18 protein-coding genes are annotated in these 23,272 nt (G+C 64.1%); 7 read left to right on the top strand and 11 right to left on the bottom strand.

Features of this window, described 5'->3' with window-relative positions; translation table 11 throughout:
* Positions 1-37 precede the first annotated feature (37 nt).
* From AC5P9F_RS13015 to wecB, 3 genes are read left to right on the top strand one after another with little or no spacing between them, the layout of a single operon-like run.
* A complete protein-coding gene (locus tag AC5P9F_RS13015) occupies positions 38-784 on the top strand; it encodes an electron transfer flavoprotein subunit beta/FixA family protein (RefSeq protein ID WP_099529965.1) in 747 nt (248 codons plus the stop codon).
* The gene (locus AC5P9F_RS13010; protein WP_111197638.1) at positions 784-1,722 is read left to right on the top strand and encodes an electron transfer flavoprotein subunit alpha/FixB family protein; all 939 of its coding nucleotides are present in this window, start codon (positions 784-786) and stop codon (positions 1,720-1,722) included. The genes AC5P9F_RS13015 and AC5P9F_RS13010 overlap by 1 nt, the downstream gene beginning before the upstream one ends.
* Before the next feature lie 60 nt (positions 1,723-1,782).
* Positions 1,783-2,925 carry a non-hydrolyzing UDP-N-acetylglucosamine 2-epimerase gene (gene wecB, locus AC5P9F_RS13005; RefSeq protein ID WP_315974368.1) on the top strand — a complete coding sequence of 381 codons (1,143 nt, stop codon included), beginning with the start codon at positions 1,783-1,785 and terminating at the stop codon, positions 2,923-2,925.
* A 172-nt stretch (positions 2,926-3,097) separates the two neighbouring features.
* Here wecB and AC5P9F_RS13000 read toward each other — a convergent pair whose 3' ends face one another.
* The 9 genes from AC5P9F_RS13000 to AC5P9F_RS12960 all read right to left on the bottom strand — a co-directional run bounded on the left by AC5P9F_RS13000 (position 3,098) and on the right by AC5P9F_RS12960 (position 14,531).
* Positions 3,098-4,390, bottom strand: a complete 1,293-nt coding sequence (locus tag AC5P9F_RS13000; RefSeq protein WP_111197643.1) for a glycosyltransferase — start codon at positions 4,388-4,390, stop codon at positions 3,098-3,100.
* Between the two features lie 75 nt (positions 4,391-4,465).
* Complete coding sequence (locus AC5P9F_RS12995; protein ID WP_133050806.1) at positions 4,466-7,624, bottom strand: glycosyltransferase; 3,159 nt, start codon at positions 7,622-7,624, stop codon at positions 4,466-4,468.
* Positions 7,617-8,957: an ABC transporter ATP-binding protein gene (locus AC5P9F_RS12990; RefSeq protein WP_111197647.1), complete on the bottom strand. Its 1,341-nt coding sequence runs from the start codon at positions 8,955-8,957 to the stop codon at positions 7,617-7,619. The genes AC5P9F_RS12995 and AC5P9F_RS12990 overlap by 8 nt, the downstream gene beginning before the upstream one ends.
* On the bottom strand, positions 8,957-9,763 hold the full coding sequence (locus AC5P9F_RS12985; protein WP_133050807.1) for an ABC transporter permease: 807 nt from the start codon (positions 9,761-9,763) through the stop codon (positions 8,957-8,959). Before AC5P9F_RS12985 ends, AC5P9F_RS12990 begins: the two co-directional genes overlap by 1 nt.
* A complete protein-coding gene (locus tag AC5P9F_RS12980) occupies positions 9,760-10,929 on the bottom strand; it encodes a cystathionine gamma-synthase (RefSeq protein WP_164225494.1) in 1,170 nt (389 codons plus the stop codon). Before AC5P9F_RS12980 ends, AC5P9F_RS12985 begins: the two co-directional genes overlap by 4 nt.
* A 123-nt stretch (positions 10,930-11,052) precedes the next feature.
* Positions 11,053-12,423, bottom strand: a complete 1,371-nt coding sequence (locus AC5P9F_RS12975) for a pyridoxal-phosphate dependent enzyme (RefSeq protein WP_005407965.1) — start codon at positions 12,421-12,423, stop codon at positions 11,053-11,055.
* Between the two features lie 300 nt (positions 12,424-12,723).
* Positions 12,724-12,960, bottom strand: coding sequence for an HP1242/YdcH family protein (locus tag AC5P9F_RS12970; RefSeq protein WP_005407964.1), 237 nt, complete (start codon positions 12,958-12,960; stop codon positions 12,724-12,726).
* Between the two features lie 324 nt (positions 12,961-13,284).
* Positions 13,285-14,169 carry an OmpA family protein gene (locus AC5P9F_RS12965; protein WP_005407962.1) on the bottom strand — a complete coding sequence of 295 codons (885 nt, stop codon included), beginning with the start codon at positions 14,167-14,169 and terminating at the stop codon, positions 13,285-13,287.
* Entirely contained in the window at positions 14,166-14,531 is a 366-nt protein-coding gene (locus AC5P9F_RS12960; RefSeq protein ID WP_005407961.1) for a DUF4398 domain-containing protein, read from the bottom strand. Before AC5P9F_RS12960 ends, AC5P9F_RS12965 begins: the two co-directional genes overlap by 4 nt.
* Positions 14,532-14,652: 121 nt before the next feature.
* Between AC5P9F_RS12960 and AC5P9F_RS12955 the strand changes: the two genes are divergently transcribed.
* The 3 genes from AC5P9F_RS12955 to AC5P9F_RS12945 all read left to right on the top strand — a co-directional run bounded on the left by AC5P9F_RS12955 (position 14,653) and on the right by AC5P9F_RS12945 (position 18,635).
* On the top strand, positions 14,653-15,780 hold the full coding sequence (locus AC5P9F_RS12955; RefSeq protein ID WP_004141526.1) for a PilT/PilU family type 4a pilus ATPase: 1,128 nt from the start codon (positions 14,653-14,655) through the stop codon (positions 15,778-15,780).
* A 130-nt stretch (positions 15,781-15,910) separates the two neighbouring features.
* The gene (locus AC5P9F_RS12950; protein WP_012479051.1) at positions 15,911-17,194 is read left to right on the top strand and encodes a putative DNA modification/repair radical SAM protein; all 1,284 of its coding nucleotides are present in this window, start codon (positions 15,911-15,913) and stop codon (positions 17,192-17,194) included.
* A complete protein-coding gene (locus tag AC5P9F_RS12945) occupies positions 17,175-18,635 on the top strand; it encodes a UdgX family uracil-DNA binding protein (RefSeq protein WP_099484603.1) in 1,461 nt (486 codons plus the stop codon). The genes AC5P9F_RS12950 and AC5P9F_RS12945 overlap by 20 nt, the downstream gene beginning before the upstream one ends.
* Before the next feature lie 44 nt (positions 18,636-18,679).
* Here the strand turns inward: AC5P9F_RS12945 and maiA are convergent, their stop codons facing one another.
* Entirely contained in the window at positions 18,680-19,348 is a 669-nt protein-coding gene (maiA, locus tag AC5P9F_RS12940) for a maleylacetoacetate isomerase (protein WP_099523666.1), read from the bottom strand.
* A 14-nt stretch (positions 19,349-19,362) separates the two neighbouring features.
* Positions 19,363-20,352, bottom strand: coding sequence for a fumarylacetoacetate hydrolase family protein (locus AC5P9F_RS12935; RefSeq protein WP_005407957.1), 990 nt, complete (start codon positions 20,350-20,352; stop codon positions 19,363-19,365).
* Positions 20,353-21,314: 962 nt separating this feature from the next.
* Here AC5P9F_RS12935 and AC5P9F_RS12930 point away from each other — a divergent pair.
* On the top strand, positions 21,315-22,727 hold the full coding sequence (locus AC5P9F_RS12930; protein WP_005412154.1) for a DEAD/DEAH box helicase: 1,413 nt from the start codon (positions 21,315-21,317) through the stop codon (positions 22,725-22,727).
* The last annotated feature ends 545 nt before the right edge of the window (positions 22,728-23,272 follow it).

Here is a 23,272-nt window from a genome sequence, read left to right as displayed (position 1 = left end):
GGATGTTCTCCCTGTTTAGTGAAGGACCCCGTACCAGATGAAAATCCTCGTCGCGTACAAGCGCGTGGTGGACTACAACGTCCGCATTCAGGTCAAGCCGGACGGTTCCGGCGTGGTCACCGACGGCGTCAAGCTGTCCCCCAACCCCTTCGATGAAATCGCGCTGGAAGAAGCCCTGCGCCTGCGCGACAAAGGCATCGCCACGGAAGTGGTGGTCGCCACCATCGCCCCGGCCGACGCCCAGGCGCACCTGCGCAACGGCCTGGCCATGGGCGCCAACCGCGCCATCCACGTGGTGACCGACCAGGCCATCCAGCCGCTGACCGCCTCGCGCACCCTGCTGAAGCTGATCGAGAAGGAACAGCCGGACCTGGTGATCCTGGGCAAGCAGGCCATCGACGACGACGCCAACCAGACCGGCCAGATGCTGGCCACGCTGTGGGGCCGTCCGCAGGCGACCTTCGCCAGCAAGCTTGAGATCGCCGACGGCAAGGCTACGGTGACCCGTGAAGTCGACGCCGGCCTGGAAACGCTGGAAGTGGACCTGCCGGCGGTGGTCACCACCGACCTGCGCCTGAACGAGCCACGCTTCATCAAGCTGCCGGACATCATGAAGGCCAAGGCCAAGCCGCTGGAGACCCTGCAGCTGGCCGACCTCGGCGTTGAAGCCGCCGACACCTTCAAGACCACCCAGTACGCTGCTCCGTCCAAGCGCAACAAGGGTGTGATGGTCAAGGACGCGGCCGAACTGGTGGCCGCACTCAAGCAGAAGGGGCTGCTGTAATGAGCAAGATTCTCGTCATCGCCGAACACCACGAAGGCAAGCTCAACGCCGCCACCGCCAAGACCGTCAGCGCCGCCGCCGCCATCAGCGGTGCCAGCATCGACGTGGTGGTGCTGGCCGCCGATCCGGCTGCCGTCGCCGCTGAAGCCGCGAAGATCAGTGGCGTCTCCAAGGTCCTGACCGTGGCCAACGCCGCCAACGCGCAGGCCATCGCCCAGGTGCTGGCACCGCAGATCGCGCAGCTGGCCAAGGGCTACACCCACGTGTTCGGCCCGTCGACCACCTTCGGCAAGGACCTGATGCCGTGCGTGGCCGCCCTGCTCGGCGTCAACCAGGTCTCCGACCTGATGACCGTCGAAGGCAGCCACACCTTCAAGCGTCCGATCTACGCCGGCAACGCGATCATCACCGTGGAAGCCCCGGCCGACAAGATCGTGGTCGCCACCGTGCGCGCCGCGTCGTGGCCGGAAGCCGCCCAGGGCGGTAGTGCCGCCGTTGAAACGGCCAGCATCGACGCCGCGCTGCCGACCCACACCCGCTTCATCGGCCTGGCCGCCGGTGCCAGCGACCGCCCGGACCTGCAGAGCGCCAAGCGCGTGGTCTCCGGTGGCCGTGGTGTCGGTTCGGAAGAGAACTTCAAAGTCATCTTCCAGCTGGCCGACAAGCTGGGTGCCGCCGTCGGTGCCTCGCGTGCGGCGGTCGATGCCGGCTACGTTCCCAGCGACCTGCAGGTCGGCCAGACCGGCAAGATCATCGCGCCGGAACTGTATGTGGCCGTCGGCATCAGCGGTGCCATCCAGCACCTGACCGGCATCAAGGATGCCGGCACCATCGTCGCGATCAACAAGGACGGCGACGCGCCGATCTTCGAGATCGCCGACATCGGCCTGGTGGGAGATCTGTTCGCGATCCTGCCGGAGCTGGAAAAGGCACTTTGACGTGCACCTGCCGCTGGCTCCGGCCAGCGGCACTGTCCCTCTGAATCCAAGCAGGTAATCGTGAGTACTCCCTACAAGAAGGTAATGGTTGTTTTCGGCACCCGCCCGGAAGCCATCAAGATGGCCCCGGTAGTGGAAGCGCTGAAGGCCCGGCCTGAGATCGAGACAATTGTCGCGGTTACCGCGCAGCATCGGCAGATGCTCGATCAGGTCATGGACCTGTTCGGTATCACGCCGGACGTCGACCTCAACGTGATGGAACCTGGCCAGGCCCTGGCGGGCCTGTTCGCCAAGATCCTGACCGGCATGACCGCGGTGATCGCCGAGCACAAGCCTGACCTGGTGCTGGTGCATGGTGATACCAGCACCACGCTGGCCAGTGCGCTGGCCGCCTTCTACAACCGCGTAGCCGTAGGCCATGTGGAAGCGGGCCTGCGCACCGGTGACATCTATGCACCGTGGCCCGAAGAGGCCAATCGCCGCCTGACCGGGCCGCTGACCCGCCTGCATTTTGCACCGACCACCCGCTCGCGTGACAACCTGCTGGCCGAAGGCACTTCGAGCAGCGATGTCCACGTGACCGGCAACACCGTGATCGATGCCCTGCTCACTGTCGCCGACAAGCTGAAGCACGACACCGCGCTGATTGAATCGATGCGGGCCCGCTTCCCGTTCCTCGACGCCTCCAAGCGCCTGGTGCTGGTGACCGGCCATCGCCGCGAGAACTTCGGCAGCGGCTTCGAGAGCATCTGCGAGGCGCTGAAGGTGCTGGCCGCTCGCGGCGATACGCAGATTGTCTATCCGGTCCACCTCAATCCGAACGTGCAGGGACCGGTCAACCGGATCCTCGCCGATGCCCCGGGCGTGTTCCTGATCGAGCCGCAGGATTACCTGCCGTTCGTGTACCTGATGACCCAGTCGACGCTGATCATCACCGACTCCGGTGGCGTGCAGGAAGAGGCGCCGTCGCTGGGCAAGCCGGTGCTGGTGATGCGCGACACCACCGAACGCCCGGAAGCCGTTGATGCGGGCACAGTGCGGCTGGTGGGCACCGATGCCCAGCGCATTGTCGAGGAAGCCAATACGTTGCTCGACGACAGCCTGGCATACCAGCAGATGTCACGAGCGCACAACCCATATGGCGATGGCCTGGCCAGCAAGCGCATCGCAGACATCATCTGCGGAGCTGCATCGCAGTCCTAAGCGAGCCCCCAATCGCTGCGCAATCCTTGATTGCGCAGCGATGTTGCACGGACGCCGATCATCGATCGCGCCTTGAGCGCCCACGGCAGCCTCGCACTGAAACTCGCGACCATGGTGATGCCGACATGCAAACGAGCATTCCCGTGGCCGCCCGTGCCGCTGGCGGCCGGATCTAGCGGCCAGCGTGGGTGCAAACGTCCCGTTGGACACTGGTACAGACAGCACTCAGTTGCTGCCCGAGACTACGCCAGCTGTACTTCTCGAACGAGTCGGCGCCAACAACAAGGCCATCTTCCAGCTTGGCTTGCTTCTTCATGGATATGAGGTCACCGAGCAAGCTGGCTATATCCGAAGCACACGCATCCACGACGTAACCGCAACGCTCGGCGGAGATAAGCGCCGCCGCGGCATCCCCCGCATCCGAACGGATATGTAGGATGGGCCGTCCACTTCCCATGTACTCGAGCACCTTGCCAGGCACTTGGGTCATTCCGGCGTTCCCGATGCTGACCAGCAGATCCGCCCCCCTCTGCAACCGCAGCGCATCCGCATGCGGCAGGGCACCCAGCCATGAGCAGTTGCCGCGGCCGCCATCCAGGAACTCCTGTACATGGCGAGGAAGCTCCGGTGCCGCCATCACAAGCGCGCACTCCTGGACCTGCGCAACCGCACGCAGCAGCGGCATTGGATCGCGGAAGGGATAGAAGCGCCCGGTATAGACCAGGCGCAGCACATTGTCTTCGACTCGTTCCTCATCAGCCGCGCCGGGTTGCGGATCGAAACCCTGCGGGATGACGTGCAGTTCTGCGGTAGCGCCATGCCGCTCCTCGAAAAGCCTTGCAGTCGCGGCCGATGTCAAAACCACTGCAGCGGATTGCTGGCACAACTCGCGCTCAAGACGCAAGGCGCGCGCGTGCCAACGCCGCGTGGTGTAGGTAGCAAGAATCGGATCCCCCAACTCAGAGACCAATGCCACCCCGGTTTCGCCGGCAAATCGCATCGCTGCCATTACCCCAGCCGCCGGCTCATGCGATCCGATGATCAGATCCGGCACGCCCGCACGCGCGACAAGCGCGCGCGCGCGCCGCAACGCGCCCTTCACCCAAAGCGATCGCGAATCCGGGAACAGCAACAGATCGGTCATTCTCCGGATGGAATGGATGCACTTCCCCTTCCAGTTCAGCCCCTTGTGTGCACGAACCGGAGCACTCGCCTGCGGGCTGGCGATCTGCTCTGCCCGCCCCTGCTTCAACCGGACGACGAGACCGTCGATGCCACCAGGATTGACCCGGTGTACTGCAACACCATCAAGCAGTTCGAATGGTAGCGCGGACGTCGGCCCCATCGCAGTGATGACATCCACCTCATGGCCACAGGCCACCAGTTCCCGCATCAAGCGGGAAACACGAAGTGCCTGCGGCGCATCCGAAGGAAGAAACTCATAGCTGAATACAAGAATGCGCATTGTTGCTTCCGACACCAACCACGTCGACCTGCGGCAATGACCCGCCAACCCGCTCAGGATTGGCGGCGCCAGGAATCACCCATGAAGCGGGACATTGAAGAAGTAGTTCGGGCGATGCGCCCACTTTTCCTTGAAGTAGCGCGAATTTTTCAGGAACAACGCGGCGTAGCTCTCGGAACCGGCGCTGGCCGCGGTGGTCTGATGGGGCTGGTGCCGAAGCCCCTGCAGATCGCGATAGGCCAGATAGTACCCAGCATTCAGTACACCAAAGGAAATATCCGTATCCTCGAAGCAGGTCGGATCGTATGCCTCATCGAAACCACCTACCGCATCGAAGGTCACCCTGCGCAGAAACATCCCGCCGGAGCCCAAGTAGGCGATGTCGGTCCTGTAACCCAGCTCACGATACTCGGGCGTAAGCGTTGCGCGGGCCGGAAGATAATCAGCAATAGGCCCCCCCACGCTTTCAGTTCCGCCACTGAACCAACCAGCGGCCCATCCAACCGCGCCGATACGGGAGTTGCCCGCCAGAATCGACAATGCCTCCTCAAAGGTGCCACGGCTCGTCAACCACTGATCCGAATCGAAGAAGGCAATCATCGACCCGCTCGCATGCTGCACGCCCAGGTTGCGGCCGGAGCTGCATCCGTTCTTCGAGTTCCTGACCACCAGCACGTCGGGGAACAGGGATTCAACCAGCTCGGCGCCACCATCGGTGCTGGCATTGTCGACAACAATGATCTCCCGGAGATAGTCCTGGCCATGGAGCCTGAGGCTGGAAATGCAGCGCTCGATGATCCGGGCATTGTTGTGGATCAACACAATCGCACTGGTGTCCTTGCCAAACTGACGCGGAGGCACGATCGCATCGGCACGGGCCGCCCAGGAATTTCTCATCAGGAAGCTGTCCACCTTGGCGGGGTCTGCCCGCAGTTCGGTCGCGCACAGCTCTGCGAAATGCTGTCCGTCGCGAGCAACGAACACGTTCGGGTAGCCGTCCAGTTCCGGGAGCGCATTGGCGATAACCGGAACCCCCATGGCAAGGTACTCGAATACCTTGATCGGAGACACCGCATCGGAAATATGACCTGGAATGAATGGCAGCAATGCCGCGTCGCAGTGACGAAGATAGGCGGGCAGCTCATCGATGTTCTTGCCCCCGAGGAAGTGAACATTCGGGGCCACCGTTCGACCAGCAGGCGCATCACCGATCAGATAGATATTGGCAGCCGGCCCGACGCGGCTCGCCGCCAGGCTGATGGCATCCCAATCGAACCATTCGCCGTAGAGAGAGCCAAAGTAAAGCAAAGAACGCTTGTCCGGGTCGATCTCTGCCGGCCGGGCGTATTCCTTGTAGGAATCGAAAATACGTTCATTTGCAGCATTGGGCAGATAGAGCGCGTCGCTTCGCCCGGCGACTACAAGCTTGTCCCTCAGTACTTTGGCGGTACCAACAACCACTTCGCTTTCAGTGATGTATCGCGACATCACCGCCTCATCAAACCAATCCCCGCCCAGGGAGCTGTCCCAGGCATCGATCAGCTCGAAAACGCGCCGTCCCCCCACTTCGCCGAAATGATCGAAGTACGGCATGAAGCCCTTGTGCGGCATCTCAAACACAGCTACGTCGTTGGGTGAAATCTCACCCACCACGTCCTTGAAAGAAATCCTGTCCAGGAAGAGATGGGTCAAGCCGTCAGTCGTGAACGTACTTTCGACCGGAGCCCCCCCCTCCCATTTGCGGTAGGCATACACGTATGTCACGCGCTCACCGCGCTCAAGCAGAACACGGGTCAGCTGGGCCGCACGCTGTCCGCCACCGATGTCGTCGAACGGCACACCGGTAAAGACGAAGATCCGACGATCCGCCTTCATTGCAGGATTCAGATCGTCCAGCGTCTTCTTGACCTCCACCAATTCAGACCGGAGGTGATCAAAACGACCATGCGATCCCTGCAGGCTGGTTGATATCGGCAGCTCGGGCGCGTCAGCCTGGCCACGGAACCTGGCCATCACCCTTCGCAGCGGGCCGGTAAGCCGCCAGCTCTTGCTGGTACGGATCTGCTCTATCTGTCGAGCCAACTCATCGCGTTGTGCGGTGATATCAGACGCATACGACGAAAGGTCCTTGGCAAGATCGGCCGCACGGCGGATCGATGCACGGGTGTGTGCAACGTCTGCACCGGTATCGACCAGCTGAGCTCGCGACTCCGCCGAGGCGCCCTGCTTCGGCAGGGTCTCAGGAACCGGCAAATCAGGGGTCTTCGACTCAACAATCGGCAGTTCCGGTTCAGATGCCGGCGGCTCCGGTTCAGGCGCCGGCTCATGGACTGCCGCCACCGGCTGGTGGGCCAAAGCCTCCGCCTTGGATACCGCTTCCTGCAGAGCTTCAACTTCCAGGCTCAATCGATCCCGCTCTTCGATCCTGGCCATGGCGACGCTCTTCTCGTAGCTGACGCGCCCCTCAAGCTCGGCGATCATGAGACGCTGCTGCACCGACTGCTGACGTTCCTGGATCAGTGCGTTGATGAGCGCAGCCTCCCCTTCGTTCTGAACGTCCGGGCGCAAAGCTACCGGTGCGGCGATGTGCCCCAGCTTGAGCCTGGTCGCGAGTGGCGCATCGTTGCGAAGATAGACCAGCAGAATCTGCTTTCCGGCCCATTCCGTTTCAGGAATTGAAGAACCATCTACGATTCGATGATATGCGAGGAAGAAATCGCCATCGAGACGGAACGGAATGTTGCCAGCCTCGAAGGTATAGAAATGCTCCTCGATCCTCAGGTATTCCTCATATGGGATCAACAGAATGACACCCATCTTCGCGACGCTCGACACCGCGTCGAGCATTTTCCACGGCGTGTGGAAATGCTCCAACGTGTTGGAGCTGAAGACAAAATCCCACTGCCGGTCGACATCTGCGTCAGCGACATCGAAGCACTGGAAATCAATATTCGGGTAGTGGAGTGTGGCGTCCTCAATGGCTGCAGGCGAGAAGTCACAGCCACTCACGACCGCGCCGTCAATGGACTGGGCCAGCACATCGGTTCCATCGCCGAGCGCACAACCCCAATCGAGAAGGGTCAGCCGGTCCGACGCAAGTGACCATTTCAGCCAGTCAGGCAGGAGACCGACACCCAGGCGTGCAAAAAAACGGCTCTGCTCCCTGCCACGCCGTTCGGCCCAGTTTTCCTTGAAACGCTCGTCCCAATATTCCTTGTCATTCACATCAGACATTTGTGAATTTCTCCTGCTTGACTGTAATGGTTGCCGGGATATTGAAGACCCCGAAGCGCCGGACCCGACTGGTGACCGCGAAGTAATGTGCTCCTTCGACGTACTCGAAGTACTGGATCGCTTCGATGGTTCGATCTTCCAAAGCGAGTACCAGGAGGTACTTGCCCTCGGTCAAGCGATTCACGAATTCAAAGCCGACCTCGACCTCGCCAGCACGGCCGGAGAACAGCATCGGATTCTCATCGTGGGTCGACACCACGAACAAGTCGGTACCCCGCAGATCTTTTACCGACATCGACAGCGCCACATTGGCCGGGTCAACCTGTTCGGGCAGACGGATTCTTATCCGCACCCGAAGCGTATCGCCATACTCGACCACCTTGGCGATTCTTCCATCGACACCCTCGAATGACCATGAGGGAATTGACCCGACATTCGAGCCCCAATGGCTGATCGGCGCCAACCGGGTCTCGCCTGGAAGCAAGCCTGGTGCCAGATCCTGCGCAGCGGCTTCAACGGGCGGCGCAATCCCCTGATCCACCGGTTCGAGCTGCGGGTCGCTTTGAGTCTCTGCGGAAACCGGCGCTACCGACTCATCGGTATCTTCGAACATCTTCTCCATGTAGCGCGATGTCACACCAAAGACATCGCCAAGAGCAACCATCTTGCCGGAATCAAGCCAAAGGGCACGATCGCAGAGCGTTCGCACGATACCTACGTCATGACTTACGAAGAGCAGCGTGCAGCCTCTCTCTCGCAGTGACCTGATCCGCTTGATGCACTTGGCAGAGAATCTCGCATCACCGACGGCAAGAGCTTCGTCCACGATGAGGATCTCCGGATCGACATGCGATGCAACTGCGAATGCAAGCCGCACGAACATTCCGCTCGAGTACGTCTTGACCGGCTCCTCCAGGAATCGGCCAATCTCCGCGAAAGATACGATTTCATCAAAGCGTGCTTCAGTTTCCGCTCGCGTCAGCCCGAGCAACGCGGAGTTCATGAACACGTTGTCCCGACCTGTGAACTCCGGATCGAAGCCAGCCCCCAGTTCAAGCAAGCTGGCGATTCGCCCGCGGGTGCTTACCGTGCCTTCGCTTGGCTCGATGACACCACAGACCAGCTGCAGCAGGGTGCTCTTGCCACTGCCGTTGCGGCCAATGATGCCGACGGATTCTCCGCGATCCACGGAAAAATTGAGATTGCGAAGCGCCCAGAACTGATCGGTAGCGGGTGGCTTTCGATTGAAAAATTTCGCTCGGAACTGCGCTCCCGGTGAAGGCTTCAACGGATAGGCTTTTCCAAGTCCCTCAGCAGAAAGAACGAATGACATCAGATTGCGTCCGCGAAGCCAGATCTCATCCGGCGGAAGAACAGATAGCCAAGCGTCATGACGACCGCTGCAATGAGAAGATGAAGAGGGTAATGCAACAGATCCAGTTTTTCTGGCCACAACAGCAGCGCACGCGAAGACTCGATGGCGTAGCTCAAAGGATTGAACTGCATTACCTGCCTCAGGACCGGAGGAACGCTGGCCATCGGATAGAAGATCGGCGACAGAAACATCAATGCAATGTTGAACGTTCCAACAACCTGGTCAGTGTCGCGGAAGTACGCGCCCAAGGTGGCCAGGATCCAGCAGATTCCCAGCGTGATCATCATCAAGGGCAGCCAGACAAGGGGCAGCAGAAGCACTGCATATGGCAAGGCGCCCTTGATGCAGATGTAGAACACAACCCAAACCAGCAGCGCGATCATCGCGTGATAGGCGGCACTTCCCAGCGAAACCCCTGGAAGAATGGCGAGCGGGAAAACGGCCTTCTTCACCAGGTTGGAATGGGATCGCATCGAGGAGGCAGCCGATGCGAAAGATTCCGTGATGAACAGGTAAGGAATCTTCCCCAGGAACAGGATCAGGACATAGTCCCAAGGACTGGCGATCGACGGCCACCGCGGTTGAAAGATCAATCCAAACACAACGGTATAAATGCCGATCATCATCACCGGCTGGATGATTGCCCACAACATCCCGCCTGCCGTTGATTTGTAGCGCCGTTCAATATCACGCCGAACCATCTGGCTGTAGAGATAGTAGAGCTGTGAGTACCGTCCAGCTGCCGGAGAAGCCTGGGTGCTCACAGCGCCCTCTCCAAATCCACCTGCAGATCCCCCAGATCCTCCACCCCCACGCTCAGCCTTACCAGCGCATCGCTGATACCCAGCTGTTCCCGCCGCGCGACCGGAATCGAGGCATGCGTCATCACCGCCGGATGGTTCACCAGGCTCTCCACACCGCCCAGCGACTCGGCCAGGGTGAACAGCTCGGTCTTCTCGCAGAAGCGCTTGGCCGCCTCGAAACCGCCCTTGAGCACGATCGAGACGATGCCGCCGTAGCCGGCCATCTGCCTGCCCGCCAGCTCATGCTGCGGGTGCGACGGCAGGCCCGGGTAGATCACCTTCTCCACCGCGGGGTGCTTGTCCAGCCACTGGGCCAGGGCCAGTGCGTTGGCGCAGTGCGCCTTCATGCGCAGCGGCAGGGTCTTCAGGCCACGCAGGGCCAGGAAGCTGTCGAACGGGCCCTGCACGCCACCCACCGAGTTCTGCAGGAAGGCCATCTGCTCGGCCAGTTCGGCGTTGTCGCCGACCACGACCATGCCGCCGACCATGTCCGAGTGACCGTTGAGGTACTTGGTGGCCGAATGCAGGACCAGGTCCGCACCCAGCTCCAGCGGACGCTGCAGCATCGGCGAGGCGAAGGTGTTGTCGACCACCACGATCAGGCCATGGCGCTTGGCGATGGCGGCCACCGCGGCGATGTCGACGATCTTCAGCATCGGATTGGTCGGGGTCTCGATCCACACCATCTTCGTCTTCGGCGTGATCGAGGCTTCGAATGCCGCCAGATCGGTCAGGTCGACGAAGCTGAAATCCAGCCCGGCGGTGCGGCGACGCACGCGCTCGAACAGGCGGAAGCTGCCGCCATAGATATCGTCCATCGCCACCACGTGGCTGCCGGCATCCAGCAGTTCAATCACGGTCGAGCTGGCCGCCATGCCCGAGGCGAAGGCAAAGCCACGTGTACCGCCTTCCAGCGACGCCACGCAACGCTCATAGGCGAAGCGGGTCGGGTTGTGGGTACGCGAGTACTCGAAGCCCTGGTGCTCGCCCGGGCTGGACTGCGCATAGGTCGAGGTGGCGTAGATCGGCGGCATCACCGCGCCGGTGCTGGGGTCGGGCGATTGGCCGCCGTGGATGGCCAGCGTGGCCAGGGCCAGGGCGCGATCCTGGGAAGTAGCGTTGGACATGTTCTTTCCTGAGGGGCGCCGACACGCGGCGCCATCGAAGGTGCGGAAGTCTACCAGCGCGGCCTTAACGACCTTTGACGCGGATAAACCGGGATTCAGCAGCGAACGTCTGCGATCAACGGCTTACTGCACGCGACGGCGCAGATAGTTCAGCAGGTCGATACGGGTGATCAGGCCCAGGAAAGCGTTGCCGTCCATCACGATCGCCACCTGGCCGCGGTCGAACACCGGCAGCAGCGCCTCGATCGGTGACTTCACGTCCAGCCGGTCCAGCTTGCTGACCATCGCCGTGGCGACGGTGTCGCGGAAGCGCGCTTCGTCACCATAGACGTGCAGCAGCACGTCGCTTTCGTCGACGATGCCGACCAGCTGGTCACCGTCCATCACCGGCAGCTGCGACACGTCGTACAGCTTCATGCGCTGGTAGGCGGTGGTGAGCAGGTCGTTCGGGCCGATCACCACGGTGTCGCGCTGGCCGTACGGGCGCAGGATCAGGTCGCGCAGGTCACCGTGCTGCGGGCGCTCCAGGAAGCCGTTGTCCAGCATCCAGTAGTCGTTGTACATCTTCGACAGGTACTTGTTGCCGGTATCGCAGACCAGTACCAGCACCTTCTTCGGCGTGGTCTGCTCCTTGCAGTACTTCAGCGCAGCGGCCAGCAGGGTGCCGGTGGACGAGCCACCGAGGATGCCTTCCTTGCCCAACAGCTCGCGCGCGGTGTGGAAGCTCTCGGCATCGCTGATGGCGTAAGCCTTCTTGACGCGGCTGAAGTCGGAGATCGACGGTAGGAAGTCCTCGCCGATGCCCTCCACCAGCCAGCTGCCCGACTTGTCGTTGAGCACGCCGTCATTGATGTATTCGGCCAGGATCGAGCCGACCGGATCGGCCAGCACCAGCTCGGTCTTCGGCGACAGCTTGGCGAAGGCACGCGACAGGCCGGTCATGGTGCCGGAGCTGCCGCAGCCGAACACGATGGCGTCGAGGTCGCCGCCCATCTGCTCCAGGATCTCCGGGCCGGTACCGAATTCATGCGCGGCCGGGTTGTCCGGGTTGCCGAACTGGTTGATGAAGTAGGCGCCCGGGGTCTGCTCGGCGATGGTCTTGGCCAGGTCCTGGTAGTACTCCGGATGGCCCTTGGCCACGTCCGAGCGGGTCAGGCGGACTTCGGCGCCCATCGCCTTCAGGTTGAAGATCTTCTCGCGGCTCATCTTGTCGGGAACGACCAGGATCAGCTTGTAACCCTTCTGCTGCGCGACCAAAGCCAGGCCCAGCCCGGTGTTGCCGGCGGTACCCTCGACCAGGGTCGCACCCGGCTTCAGGTCGCCGCGCTGCTCCGCCGCCTCGATCATCGACAGGCCGATGCGATCCTTGATCGATCCACCCGGGTTGGCGCTTTCGAGCTTCAGGTAGAGCTCGCAGACGCCGGTGTCCAGGCGCTGGGCCTTGACGATCGGGGTCTGGCCGATGAGTTCGAGGACGGAAGAATGAATGGGCATTCGGAGGACTTTCGGTTCGCGCCGCAGGGGGCCGGACCGATGATTATCCGTCGGATGGCGATGAATGTCAGGTCGGCGCGGAGACGGGCCGCAAGCCCGCAGAAAGAGATGCGGACGGCCCCGGATCGACGAGGAGACCGGTACCGCCCGCATCGGTGAGTTGTGCCTGCAGGCCAAGGCACCACCGCCTGTGGTGCCTTGGCGCGGCCGCCTCATCGGCGGTGCCGCGATGCCGGGGCAGGAGCGCCCGGCGGGGCCATCGATGGCCGGGTCACGCCGTTCCGGGCGTGACGGGGTGCGTCAAAGCGTGGGGGACGTCGTTGGGAGCGGTGTTTCGTACATTCGCAGAAGTCGTTGCTTGGCCAGCAGCTTCTCGCGCTTCATGCGACCCAGGGTGACATCATCGATCGGGAGTACACCCAACTCCGCGTCCATGCACTTCTTGTTCAACTTGCGGTGCTGGTCATGGAGCGCCCTGAACTCCGGATCACGCGCGCGACGTGCGTCGATCTCGCTCTGGGGCTGATCTTCAAACATGATGGACCTCCTTCGACAGATACACGAACGCCCCGGCCGCAAGGCACGGGGCGTTGTTCATGGAGGAGCGCCGGTCGATGGCCACCTGGACGCCTGCAACGACCTGCGGCACTGGCCTGCGCACGTCGATCTGCTGCGGTTCGCGCCCTGCTTGCATCGGCCCGGCCCTCCCATCGTCCGGTCCGCGGCATTGCGTCCCGGACGATTGACCCTACGCCTGCTCAAGGCGGGGTACAAGACCCCTGCGGCAAAAAGACCGAACCCCGCCGGGGCGGGGTTCAGGCTGAATGCTCATCACAACGAAAAACAAACAATATCAAGCAATTACGGGGCGATGATGACCTCGGCTGAACGTGCCTGGGTGGAGGCCGCCTTCTTGCCGGCAAGCTGGATCCGGTTGCTCGCGACACCCGCCGCAACCAGGGCATCGCGCAAGGCCTCGGCACGCTTCTGGCCTACGCCGTTGGCACTGTCGTAAGCCTCGATGCGCAGGCGGCCCTTCTTGCCGATGTTCAGGTATTCGGCCAACGCCTTGGCCTGGTTACGGGCGCCGCCGGACAGGCTGGAGGCGCCAGCGGCAAACGCATCGCCACGGAAGGTGAAGACCTCGCCGCGGCCATCGAACTTCGAGCCCGGCAGCTTCTGACCGGACACCAGCTCGGCTTCCTCGCGGGCCAGCTTGGCGGCGTTCTGCTGGGCGGCGCTGAGGCGCTGCTGCTGCTTGCCGGCGACGCTGGTCAGGGCGTTCTCGGCGTCCTGGCGGGCCAGGGTCTCGGCCTCGGCGGCCTGGCGCAGGCGTTCAGCCTCCTCGGCCTGCATCTGTGCCTGCATGCGCAGCTGTTCGGCCTCCTGGCGGGCACGCGCGGCATCGCGGCGGCTGGCCTCGATCAGCAGGTCGCTGCGGGTCCGCTCCAGGCGGTCGACCTCGCGGGCGGCCAGCGCGGTACGCACGGCCGTCTCGGCGATCTCCACCCGGCGCTCGGCCAGGTAGGTGGCCAGCTCCTGGTCGCGGCGCTTGGCCTTGTCCAGGGTGGCGATGGCCTGCTGGGCCTGCATGCGCTCGAAGGCGCCCAGCTCAGCGGTATCCGGGTTGGCCTGGATGGCCATCAGGCGCTGGCTCAGCTGCGCCACCATCGGGTTGTCGGCGGCCACGGCCAGGGTCGGCAGCGCCAGCAGCGCGGCCAGGGTTGCGGCAGTCATCGGCTTCACCGGCGATCCTCCCCGGTCGACAGCTGGCGTTGCAGCTGGTTGACCTCGTTGCGGCGCAGCTGCAGCTGCGCGGTCACGGTGGCTTCCTCGCTGCGCACGCGGGCCAGGTCGGCATCGGCGGCGGCACGCAGGGCCATGGCTGGGGCATTCTTGCGCTCGCGGCGGTCGCCGGCGGCGCGCTGGGCCTGCTCCAGCCCCTGCCGGGCCAGCCCGATCAGGTCCGGGGCGTACTGGTCGGCATCGGCCTGGGTGGCCTTGTCGACCGCCTGCCGGGCCTGGGCCAGTTCCATCGCGCCATCCTGCGCCCAGGCGGGGGCAGACAGTGCGAATGCAAACGCCATCACATACAGGCTGTGGCGCATTCGTGCGAAGCTAAGTCGTTTCATTGGGGAGGCCGTACCGGTTGTCGGTTCACGGCCATTGTCGTCAAGCCGACACCGTGCTGGCAACGGGCGTCGGCCGTTTCGTTGGGGAAAATTCGCAATGGATATCGGCTACTTCCTGAAGCTGATGACCGAAAAGAACGCTTCGGACATGTTTCTGACCACCGGGGCACCGGTCTACATCAAGATCGAGGGGAAGCTCTATCCGCTGGGCAACACCGGCCTGCCGCCGGGCATGGTCAAGAAGATCGCCTACTCGCTGATGGACGAAGGCCAGGTGCCGCAGTTCGAGCGCGAGCTGGAACTCAACATGGCCATCGCCCTGCCCGATGCCGGTCGCTTCCGCGTCAATGTGTTCAAGCAGCGCGGCGAAGTGGGCATGGTCATCCGTGCCATCCGCAGCCGGATTCCGAGCATCGAGGAGCTGAACCTGCCGCAGGTGCTGAAGGACGTCATCATGACCCCGCGCGGGCTGGTACTGGTGGTGGGGTCCACCGGTTCCGGCAAGTCCACCTCGCTGGCGTCGATGATCGACCACCGCAACAGCACCACCACCGGTCACATCCTCACCATCGAAGACCCGATCGAGTACCTGCACAAGCACAAGATGTCGATCGTCAACCAGCGCGAGGTCGGGCTGGATACCCATGCCTTCCACAACGCGCTGAAGAACGCGATGCGTGAAGCGCCGGACGTGATCCTGATCGGTGAAATCCTGGATGCGGAGACGATGGAGGCGGCGATCGCCTTTGCCGAAACCGGCCACCTGTGCCTGGCCACCCTGCACTCCAACAACGCCGACCAGACCATCGAGCGCATCCTCAACTTCTTCCCGGAAAGCGCGCACAAGAACGTGCTGATGAACCTGGCGCTGAACCTGCGTGCGGTGATCAGCCAGCGCCTGGTGAAGAACAAGGAAGGCCGTCGCCTGCCGGCCACCGAAGTGCTGCTCAACACGCCGATGATCCGCGACCTGCTGCGTCGCGGCCAGGTGCACGAGATCAAGGCGGCGATGGAAGCATCGCTGGAAGAGGGCATGGAGAGTTTCGACCAGTGCCTGTTCCGGCTGGCCAAGGCCGGCACCATCGAGCAGGAGGAAGCGCTGCGCGCGGCCGACTCGCGCGATGGCCTGGCGCTGAAGTTCCGCCTGTCCGAAGGCAGCAGCGGCGAGCATGACCCGTACGCGGATTTCTCGGCCGGCGCACCCAGCATCACCCACGGCTTCTGACCGCACGAAAAAGGGGACGCAGGGGATTAAGTCGTATATGCACTTACGACTTGATCCCCTCCGTCCCCTTTTCCTGAAGAATTCAGGGGCCGTCTCATCCAATGAGACCCCTCATCCGTAGGTTTCCTCAATGGAAACCATCCGCAAGCTGGCCATTCTGGCCGATGCCGCCAAATACGACGCCTCCTGCGCCTCCAGCGGCTCGGGCAAGCGCGATTCGCGCGCCAGCGGCGGTATCGGCAGCACCGAGGGCATGGGCATCTGCCACAGCTATACGCCCGATGGCCGCTGCGTATCGCTGCTGAAGATCCTGCTGACCAACTTCTGCGTCTACGACTGCGCCTATTGCGTCAATCGCGTGTCCAGCAATGTGCCACGCGCGCGCTTCAGCGTGGACGAGGTGGTCACGCTCACCCTGGACTTCTACAAGCGCAACTACATCGAGGGCCTGTTCCTCTCCAGCGGCATCATCCGCAATGCGGACTACACCATGGAGCAGATGGTGGAGGTGGCCCGGCAACTGCGCGAAGAACACCGCTACGCCGGCTACATCCACCTCAAGACCATTCCCGAGGCCTCGCCGGAACTGCTGGCCAGCGCCGGGCGTTACGCCGACCGCCTGTCGATCAACGTCGAACTGCCGACCGAAGCCGGGCTGAGCGCCTTGGCGCCGGAGAAGACGGTGCATTCGATACGCGGCGCGATGGGCGAACTGCGTTGGCGCATCGAGGAAGCCAAGGAGGCGCGCAAGGCCCCCGCAGCGGTGGCGCCGACGGCCAGCCGCAGCGCACGCCCGCGCCCTCCCCGTTTCGCCCCGGCCGGGCAGAGCACGCAGATGATCGTCGGCGCGGATGGGGCCAACGACCAGCAGATCCTGGCCAGCGCCGACAGCCTGTACGGCAGTTACCGGATGCGCCGGGTCTACTACTCCGCGTTCAGCCCGATTCCCGATGCCAGCCGGCAGCTGCCGCTGCAGCCCCCACCCCTGCAACGCGAGCACCGGCTGTACCAGGCCGACTGGCTGTTGCGCTTCTATGGCTACGGCGTGGACGAGATCACCGACACCACCCAGGGCGGAATGCTCGATCTGGATATCGACCCGAAGATGGCCTGGGCGATCCGCCATCCCGAACGCTTCCCGGTCGATCTGAACCGTGCACCGAAGGAAATGCTGCTGCGGGTGCCCGGCCTGGGCGTGCGCAATGCAGACCGGGTGCTGATGGCGCGCCGGCACGGGCGCCTGCGCGTGGCGGACATCGCCCGCCTGAAGGCGCCGATGAGCAAACTGCTACCGTTCGTGCTGTTGGCCGACCATCACCCGCGCAAGGCACTGGATGACCCGGCCGCGCTGCGAGCACAACTGGCCCCGCCGCCGCGCCAGGGATCACTGTTCGATGCACCGCCGGCAGCCTGACGCGCCGCGCTGGTCGCAGCGGGTGGATCCGCCGTGGTCGCTGCAGGCCTGGCGCGACGGCGCGCGTGATGCGCTGCTGCGGGGCGTGCGGCCCGAGCAATTGGACTGGCTCGAAGGCGGCGAGGCTTCGCTGCTGGATGCGCCGCCGGTGCAGCAGGCACCGGTGGCGGCACAGGCAAGCGTTCCCGGCGTCCCGCGCGAATTCCTGGAACTGGCCGACACCTGCCTGTGCCATGGCGAACCGCAGCGCCTGTCACTGCTGTACCGGCTGCTGTGGCGGATCACCCATGGCGAACGCGCGGTGCTGACCAATCCCGCCGATGCCGATGTGCTGCGTGCGATGACATTGGCCCAGGCCGTCCGCCGTGACACGCACAAGATGAAGGCATTCGTGCGCTTCCGCGAGGTGCCTGGCCAACCTGATGCGTTCATCGCCTGGTTCGAGCCACAGCACCACATCGTCGACCGGGTTGCGCCGTTCTTCGCACGCCGCTTCACCGGCATGCGCTGGGCGATCCTCACTCCTTCGCGCAGCGTGGCGTGGGATGGACAGGCGCTGACCTTCGGCCCCGGCGCACGCCGCGAGGACGCCCCGGCCGAGGATGCGCGCGAGGCCCTGTGGCAGACCTATTACGCCAGCATCTTCAATCCGGCCCGGCTCAACACCCGGATGATGATGCAGGAGATGCCGGCCAGATACTGGCGCCACCTGCCCGAGGCGCAGCTGCTGCCGCGCCTGGTGCGCGATGCGGGCGATCGCGTGCAGGAAATGCATGACCGGCCCGCGCAGGCACCCCAGCGCAGGATTCCCATGCGTGGGGACGCTGCGGCAGCGCGCCCAGATACCGCCAGCCTGCAGACGCTGCGACGGCAGGCCAGCGCCTGCCGCCAGTGCCCGCTGTGGGAGACCGCCACACAGACGGTGTTCGGCCAGGGGCCGGCCGATGCGCGGGTGATGGTGATCGGCGAGCAGCCTGGCGATACCGAGGATCTGCGCGGCCAGCCGTTCGCCGGCCCTGCCGGCCAGTTGCTGGACCGCGCATTGGCCGAGCTGGGAATCGATCGCGCCACGCTGTACCTGACCAACGCGGTGAAGCACTTCCACCATGAGCGGCGCGGCAAGGTAAGGCTGCACAAGCGGCCGGAAAGCCGCCACATCCAGGCCTGCCGGCCGTGGCTGATGGGCGAGATTGCGCGCGTGCGGCCGCAGCTCATCGTCTGCCTGGGCGCAACCGCGGCAGCCTCGGTATTTGGCCGTGATTTCAATCTGTCGCGCGACCGTGGACGCTGGCACACGCTGGAGGAAGGCACCCGCGGCTACGCCACCGTGCACCCGGCGTGGGTGCTGCGGCAAGGCGATGGCGCGCGCCGCGAACGGGCCTATGCACTGTTCCGCGATGATCTCGCGCAACTGCTGCAAAAAGGGGACGGAGGGGATTAAGTCGTGAATGCACTTGCGACCTGATCCCCTCCGTCCCTCTACTTTCAGGCTGCGTCGGGCTGGTTTTCCGGGCGCGCGCGGTCGAAGGCGTCCAGCGCCTGACAGGCGGCCTCGATGCGGCGAAGGGTCGGGTACGGCGCAAGGTCCAGGCCGAAACGATGGGCGTTGTACAGCTGCGGCAGCAGGCAGAGGTCGGCCAGCCCGGGGCGGTCACCGTGGCAGAAGGTGCCGGTGTCACGGCTGTTGGCCAGCATCGCCTCCATTGCCGCGAAGCCCTCGGCCATCCAGTGCAGGGTCCACTGCATACGGGCGTCGGCCGGCAGCTGCAGGTCGCGCTCCAGGTACTGCATCACCCGCAGGTTGTTGATCGGGTGGATGTCGCAGGCCACCAGCTGGGCCAGTGCCCGCACCCGCGCACGGCCGGCGGCATCGGCCGGCAGCAGCGGCACCTGCGGGAAGCGCTCGTCCAGGTACTCGACGATCGCCAGCGACTGCGTCAGCGCATGCCCTTCGTGCAGCAGCGTCGGCACCAGCTGCTGCGGATTGAGCCTGCGATAGGCGTCCAGGTGTTGTTCGCCGCCGTCGCGCACCAGATGCACCGGCCGCGCCTCCCAGGCCAGGCCCTTCAGCTCCAGACCGATGCGCACGCGGTAGGCGGCGCTGGATCGCCAGTAGGTGTACAGCACGATGCCGTCGTCGACCGGAATCTCCATGGCCGCCTCCATGCTCAGGGCTTGGCGGCCTGTTCGATGCGCTGCTCGATCGCACCGAAGATGCTGTTACCGGCGGCATCGAGCATCTCGATGCGGACCACGTCGCCGAACGACATGAACGGCGTGCTCGGCTTGCCGTCGCGCAGGGTTTCGACCACGCGCTGCTCGGCGAAGCACGAGGCACCCTTGCTGGTGTCTTCATTGGCGATGGTGCCCGAGCCGACGATGGTGCCGGCGCCCAACGGACGGGTCTTGGCCGCATGCGCGACCAACTGGGCGAAATTGAACTGCATGTCCACGCCCGCTTCCGGTGCACCGAACCACTTGCCGTTGATGTGGGTCAGCAGCGGCAGGTGCACCTTGCTGTCCTGCCACGCAACGCCCAATTCGTCGGGGGTGACGAACACCGGCGACAGCGCCGAGCGCGGCTTGGACTGCAGGAAGCCGAAGCCCTTGGCCAGCTCGCCCGGAATCAGGTTGCGCAGCGACACATCGTTGACCAGGCCGACCAGCTGGATGTGGCCCGCCGCCTGTTCCGGGGTGGCCGCCATCGGCACGTCGTCGGTGATCACCACGATCTCCGCTTCCAGGTCGATACCGTACTCCTCGCTGACCACCTTGACCGCATCGCGCGGGCCGTAGAAGCCGGCGCTGGTGGCCTGGTACATCAGCGGATCGGTGTAGAAGCTCTCCGGCACCTCGGCGCCACGGGCGCGGCGCACGCGCTCGACGTGCGGCAGGTAGGCACTGCCGTCGACGAATTCATAGGCGCGCGGCATCGGCGCGGCCAGGGCCTGCGGGTCGAGGTCGAACACACCGTCGGCGTCGCCGGCATTGAGCGATTCGTACAGGGCGTTCAGGCGCGGCGCGATATGGCTCCAGTCTTCCAGGGCCTGCTGCAGGGTGGCGGCAATGCCGGTGGCGCGCACGCCGTGGCGCAGGTCACGCGAGACGACGATCAGGGTGCCGTCGCGGCCGCCTTCCTTCAAAGAACCAAGCTTCATGGGTGGGTGTCCGGAGTCGAGAGCAAACAAGTTTCAAGTGTAATCAAATCTGCGGCGACGCCAAGCTGCAGCGCGGCATCGGCCCACCCTACCGTAGTGGGGGGTTCGGCAGGGCTTGCAGCCCTGCACCTGCTTCAAGCCAAGGCAACAGCAACAGCGGGCATTCCGTGGGATGGCGGGGCACTGTGGGTTTGCGGGGACGCCGTAAACCCGTCCATGGGGGCTTGGTCGCGGCATCCATGCCGCTCACACCCCGCAAACCCAAAGTACCCCGCCTTCGACAGTAGGCCGGTGGCCAGTAGATCCACGCCATGCGTGGATGAAATCTGTCAGATATCGAATGAAATTCCGGGGTCAGATCCGTTCTCCTGCGGAGAACGGATCTGACCCCATGCCATTCCGACAGATCGCAGGAAACTGTCGAAGGCGGGGTGGGTCCGGTGGCAGGGGCGTGAGCCGCATGGGCCCGAGGCATGCCTCGGGCGGGTTGGGCAGGACGCCCAACCCCGGTCTTGCCGTGTGCGCAGGACTGCGCACACGAGCAAGCGGCGACCGAGCTTACATGGACGTACTTGCAGCGCCCCCTGCCACCGGACCCACCCCGCCTCCCACAGGAACCCGGCCTTTGACGTTGCTTCAGCCTCTGCGGGTGCAGGGCGCAGCCCTGCAGAGAGAACCCCTACCTGAACAGGTCTTTTTGCGTGAAGTCTCAAACATCGTTTAGACTTGCGCGGTCTGCAGCGGCCGTCCGTTTCCCTCCGGGATCGCCGGCGACCTGGGTCCGCCCTCTTCGCCCGCCCCCACTCCGACGCCGTTCGTCACGCATTCCAGCCTGCGCTTCGTGCCGGCTGCACCCAATTCTCGCAGCGCGGTTCACGGGAACGCTCCGAGTCAGCCGATCAGTTTGATCTGCCCCCGTCTGTCCGTTCGGACAGGCGTTTCTTGTACTTGGAGCAAACTCAATGTCTTTTGAATCGCTGGGCCTGGCGCCCTTCCTGCTGCGTGCGCTTGCCGAGCAGGGCTACGAAAACCCGACCCCGATCCAGCAGCAGGCGATCCCGCTGGCACTGGCCGGTCGTGACCTGCTGGCCGGCGCACAGACCGGCACCGGCAAGACCGCCGCCTTCGGCCTGCCGCTGCTGCAGCACCTGGGCACCGCCTCGCAGGAAGTGCGCAGCGGCCCGCGCAAGCCGCGCGCGCTGATCCTGGCCCCGACCCGCGAACTGGCCACCCAGGTGCACGACAGCCTGCGCGGCTACAGCAAGTACCTGCGCATTCCCAGCGCCTGTATCTACGGCGGCGTCGGCATGGGCAACCAGCTGGACATCCTGCGCCGTGGCGTGGACCTGCTGGTGGCCTGCCCGGGCCGCCTGATCGACCACCTGGAGCGTCGCAGCATCGACCTGTCCGGCATTGAACTGCTGGTGCTGGACGAAGCCGACCGCATGCTCGACATGGGCTTCCTGCCGTCGATCAAGCGCATCCTGGCCAAGCTGCCGAAGCAGAACCGGCAGACCCTGCTGTTCTCGGCCACCTTCGAGGACAACATCCGCCAGCTGGCGCTGGAGTTCATGCGCAACCCGGAACAGATCCAGGTGACGCCGAAGAACACCGTGGCCGAAACCATCACCCACCGCGTGCACCCGGTCGATGCCGGTCGCAAGCGCGACCTGCTGCTGCACCTGCTGGCGCAGGACAGCCGCGAGCAGACCCTGGTGTTCGCCCGCACCAAGCACGGCAGCGACAAGCTGGCCTCGTTCCTGGAAAAGTCGGGCATCAAGACCGCGGCGATCCACGGCAACAAGAGCCAGGGGCAGCGCCTGCGTGCACTGGGTGACTTCAAGGCCGGCCGCGTGACCGTGCTGGTGGCGACCGATATCGCTGCGCGCGGCATTGACATCAACGAGCTGCCGAAGGTGATCAACTTCGACCTGCCGATGGTGGCCGAGGACTACGTGCACCGCATCGGCCGTACCGGCCGCAACGGCGCGACCGGCCAGGCGATTTCGCTGGTGGCACAGGATGAAGTGAAGCTGCTGCGTGCGATCGTGCGCCTGCTGGGCCGCGACATGGACATCCGCGATGTACCGGGCTTTGAGCTGCAGGTGCCGATCCGCTGGGGCAACAGTGCGCCGGGCAAGGCCGAGCACGATACCGGCGAGCGCGCACCGCGCAAGAGCCATGCGCGCCGTCCGCACGGTGATGCGCCGCGCCACGCGCACGCAGGCCCGAAGAAGGCCGGCGGTGGCCGCCGCGAAGGCGGTGGCAATGGCCAGCAGCGTGCAGGCGCCGGCCAGGGCCAGCGCCGTGGCGGTGGTGGCAATGGTGGCGGCCGTGGTCGTGGCCAGGGTGGCGGCGGTGGTCGCGCTGGCTGATCCCAGCTGACATCGAGGGTGCTTCCCGCTGCGCGGGGGCTATCGAGGGACGGCGCTGACGCGCCGTCCTTTTTTGTTGCGGGCTACCGGGTGATAAAGCACGCGGTGGCAGTACCGAGGGCGAATGGGCATGGGGGCAGCGCAGAACACGCTGTAAATACGTCCATGTAAGCTCGATGGCGCCATCCATGGCGCCAACGGTTCTGCGCTGCCCCCATGCCCATCCGCTTCAAGCATTGCCTGCGCCTTCTTCTCCCGCCGGGTAGCCGGGAGAAGAAAGATCAAATTCAAATTCAAATTCAAATTCAAACTCAAATTCAAAGGCAAAAGCCGAAGTCGCAATTCCTGGCTTTGCTTTTGCTTTTGCTTTTGTATTTGCCCTTGCTCCCGCCTTGGGGTCTGATGCGTCCGCGCCCGCAGGAAACTGTCATGGGAGGCAGGGGGCCTCAGCCAGGACCGTTGGCGCCAAGGATGGCGCCATCGAGCCCCCATGGATGGGTTTACGGCGTGTCCTGGCTGAGGCCCCCTGCCTCCCAAGCACAACA

The sequence above is a fragment of the Stenotrophomonas sp. YJH_SMC_4 genome, assembly GCF_059371575.1.
The sequence above is the reverse complement of the archived record's forward strand: the minus strand, read 5'-3'. Positions and strand labels throughout refer to the sequence as shown.

Excerpts from the sequence above, each read along its gene's own strand:
- AC5P9F_RS12930 (WP_005412154.1), top strand. The coding sequence starts at position 21,315 with ATGTCTTTTGAATCGCTGGGCCTGGCGCCCTTCCTGCTGCGTGCGCTT.
- AC5P9F_RS13010 (WP_111197638.1), top strand. The coding sequence starts at position 784 with ATGAGCAAGATTCTCGTCATCGCCGAACACCACGAAGGCAAGCTCAAC.
- AC5P9F_RS12970 (WP_005407964.1), bottom strand. The coding sequence starts at position 12,960 with ATGTTTGAAGATCAGCCCCAGAGCGAGATCGACGCACGTCGCGCGCGT.
- AC5P9F_RS12990 (WP_111197647.1), bottom strand. The coding sequence starts at position 8,957 with ATGTCATTCGTTCTTTCTGCTGAGGGACTTGGAAAAGCCTATCCGTTG.
- AC5P9F_RS12975 (WP_005407965.1), bottom strand. The coding sequence starts at position 12,423 with ATGCCCATTCATTCTTCCGTCCTCGAACTCATCGGCCAGACCCCGATC.
- AC5P9F_RS12935 (WP_005407957.1), bottom strand. The coding sequence starts at position 20,352 with ATGAAGCTTGGTTCTTTGAAGGAAGGCGGCCGCGACGGCACCCTGATC.
- AC5P9F_RS13015 (WP_099529965.1), top strand. The coding sequence starts at position 38 with ATGAAAATCCTCGTCGCGTACAAGCGCGTGGTGGACTACAACGTCCGC.
- AC5P9F_RS12995 (WP_133050806.1), bottom strand. The coding sequence starts at position 7,624 with ATGTCTGATGTGAATGACAAGGAATATTGGGACGAGCGTTTCAAGGAA.
- AC5P9F_RS12945 (WP_099484603.1), top strand. The coding sequence starts at position 17,175 with ATGCACCGCCGGCAGCCTGACGCGCCGCGCTGGTCGCAGCGGGTGGAT.
- AC5P9F_RS12950 (WP_012479051.1), top strand. The coding sequence starts at position 15,911 with ATGGAAACCATCCGCAAGCTGGCCATTCTGGCCGATGCCGCCAAATAC.
- AC5P9F_RS12980 (WP_164225494.1), bottom strand. The coding sequence starts at position 10,929 with ATGTCCAACGCTACTTCCCAGGATCGCGCCCTGGCCCTGGCCACGCTG.
- AC5P9F_RS13000 (WP_111197643.1), bottom strand. The coding sequence starts at position 4,390 with ATGCGCATTCTTGTATTCAGCTATGAGTTTCTTCCTTCGGATGCGCCG.
- AC5P9F_RS12960 (WP_005407961.1), bottom strand. The coding sequence starts at position 14,531 with ATGCGCCACAGCCTGTATGTGATGGCGTTTGCATTCGCACTGTCTGCC.
- AC5P9F_RS12955 (WP_004141526.1), top strand. The coding sequence starts at position 14,653 with ATGGATATCGGCTACTTCCTGAAGCTGATGACCGAAAAGAACGCTTCG.
- maiA (WP_099523666.1), bottom strand. The coding sequence starts at position 19,348 with ATGGAGATTCCGGTCGACGACGGCATCGTGCTGTACACCTACTGGCGA.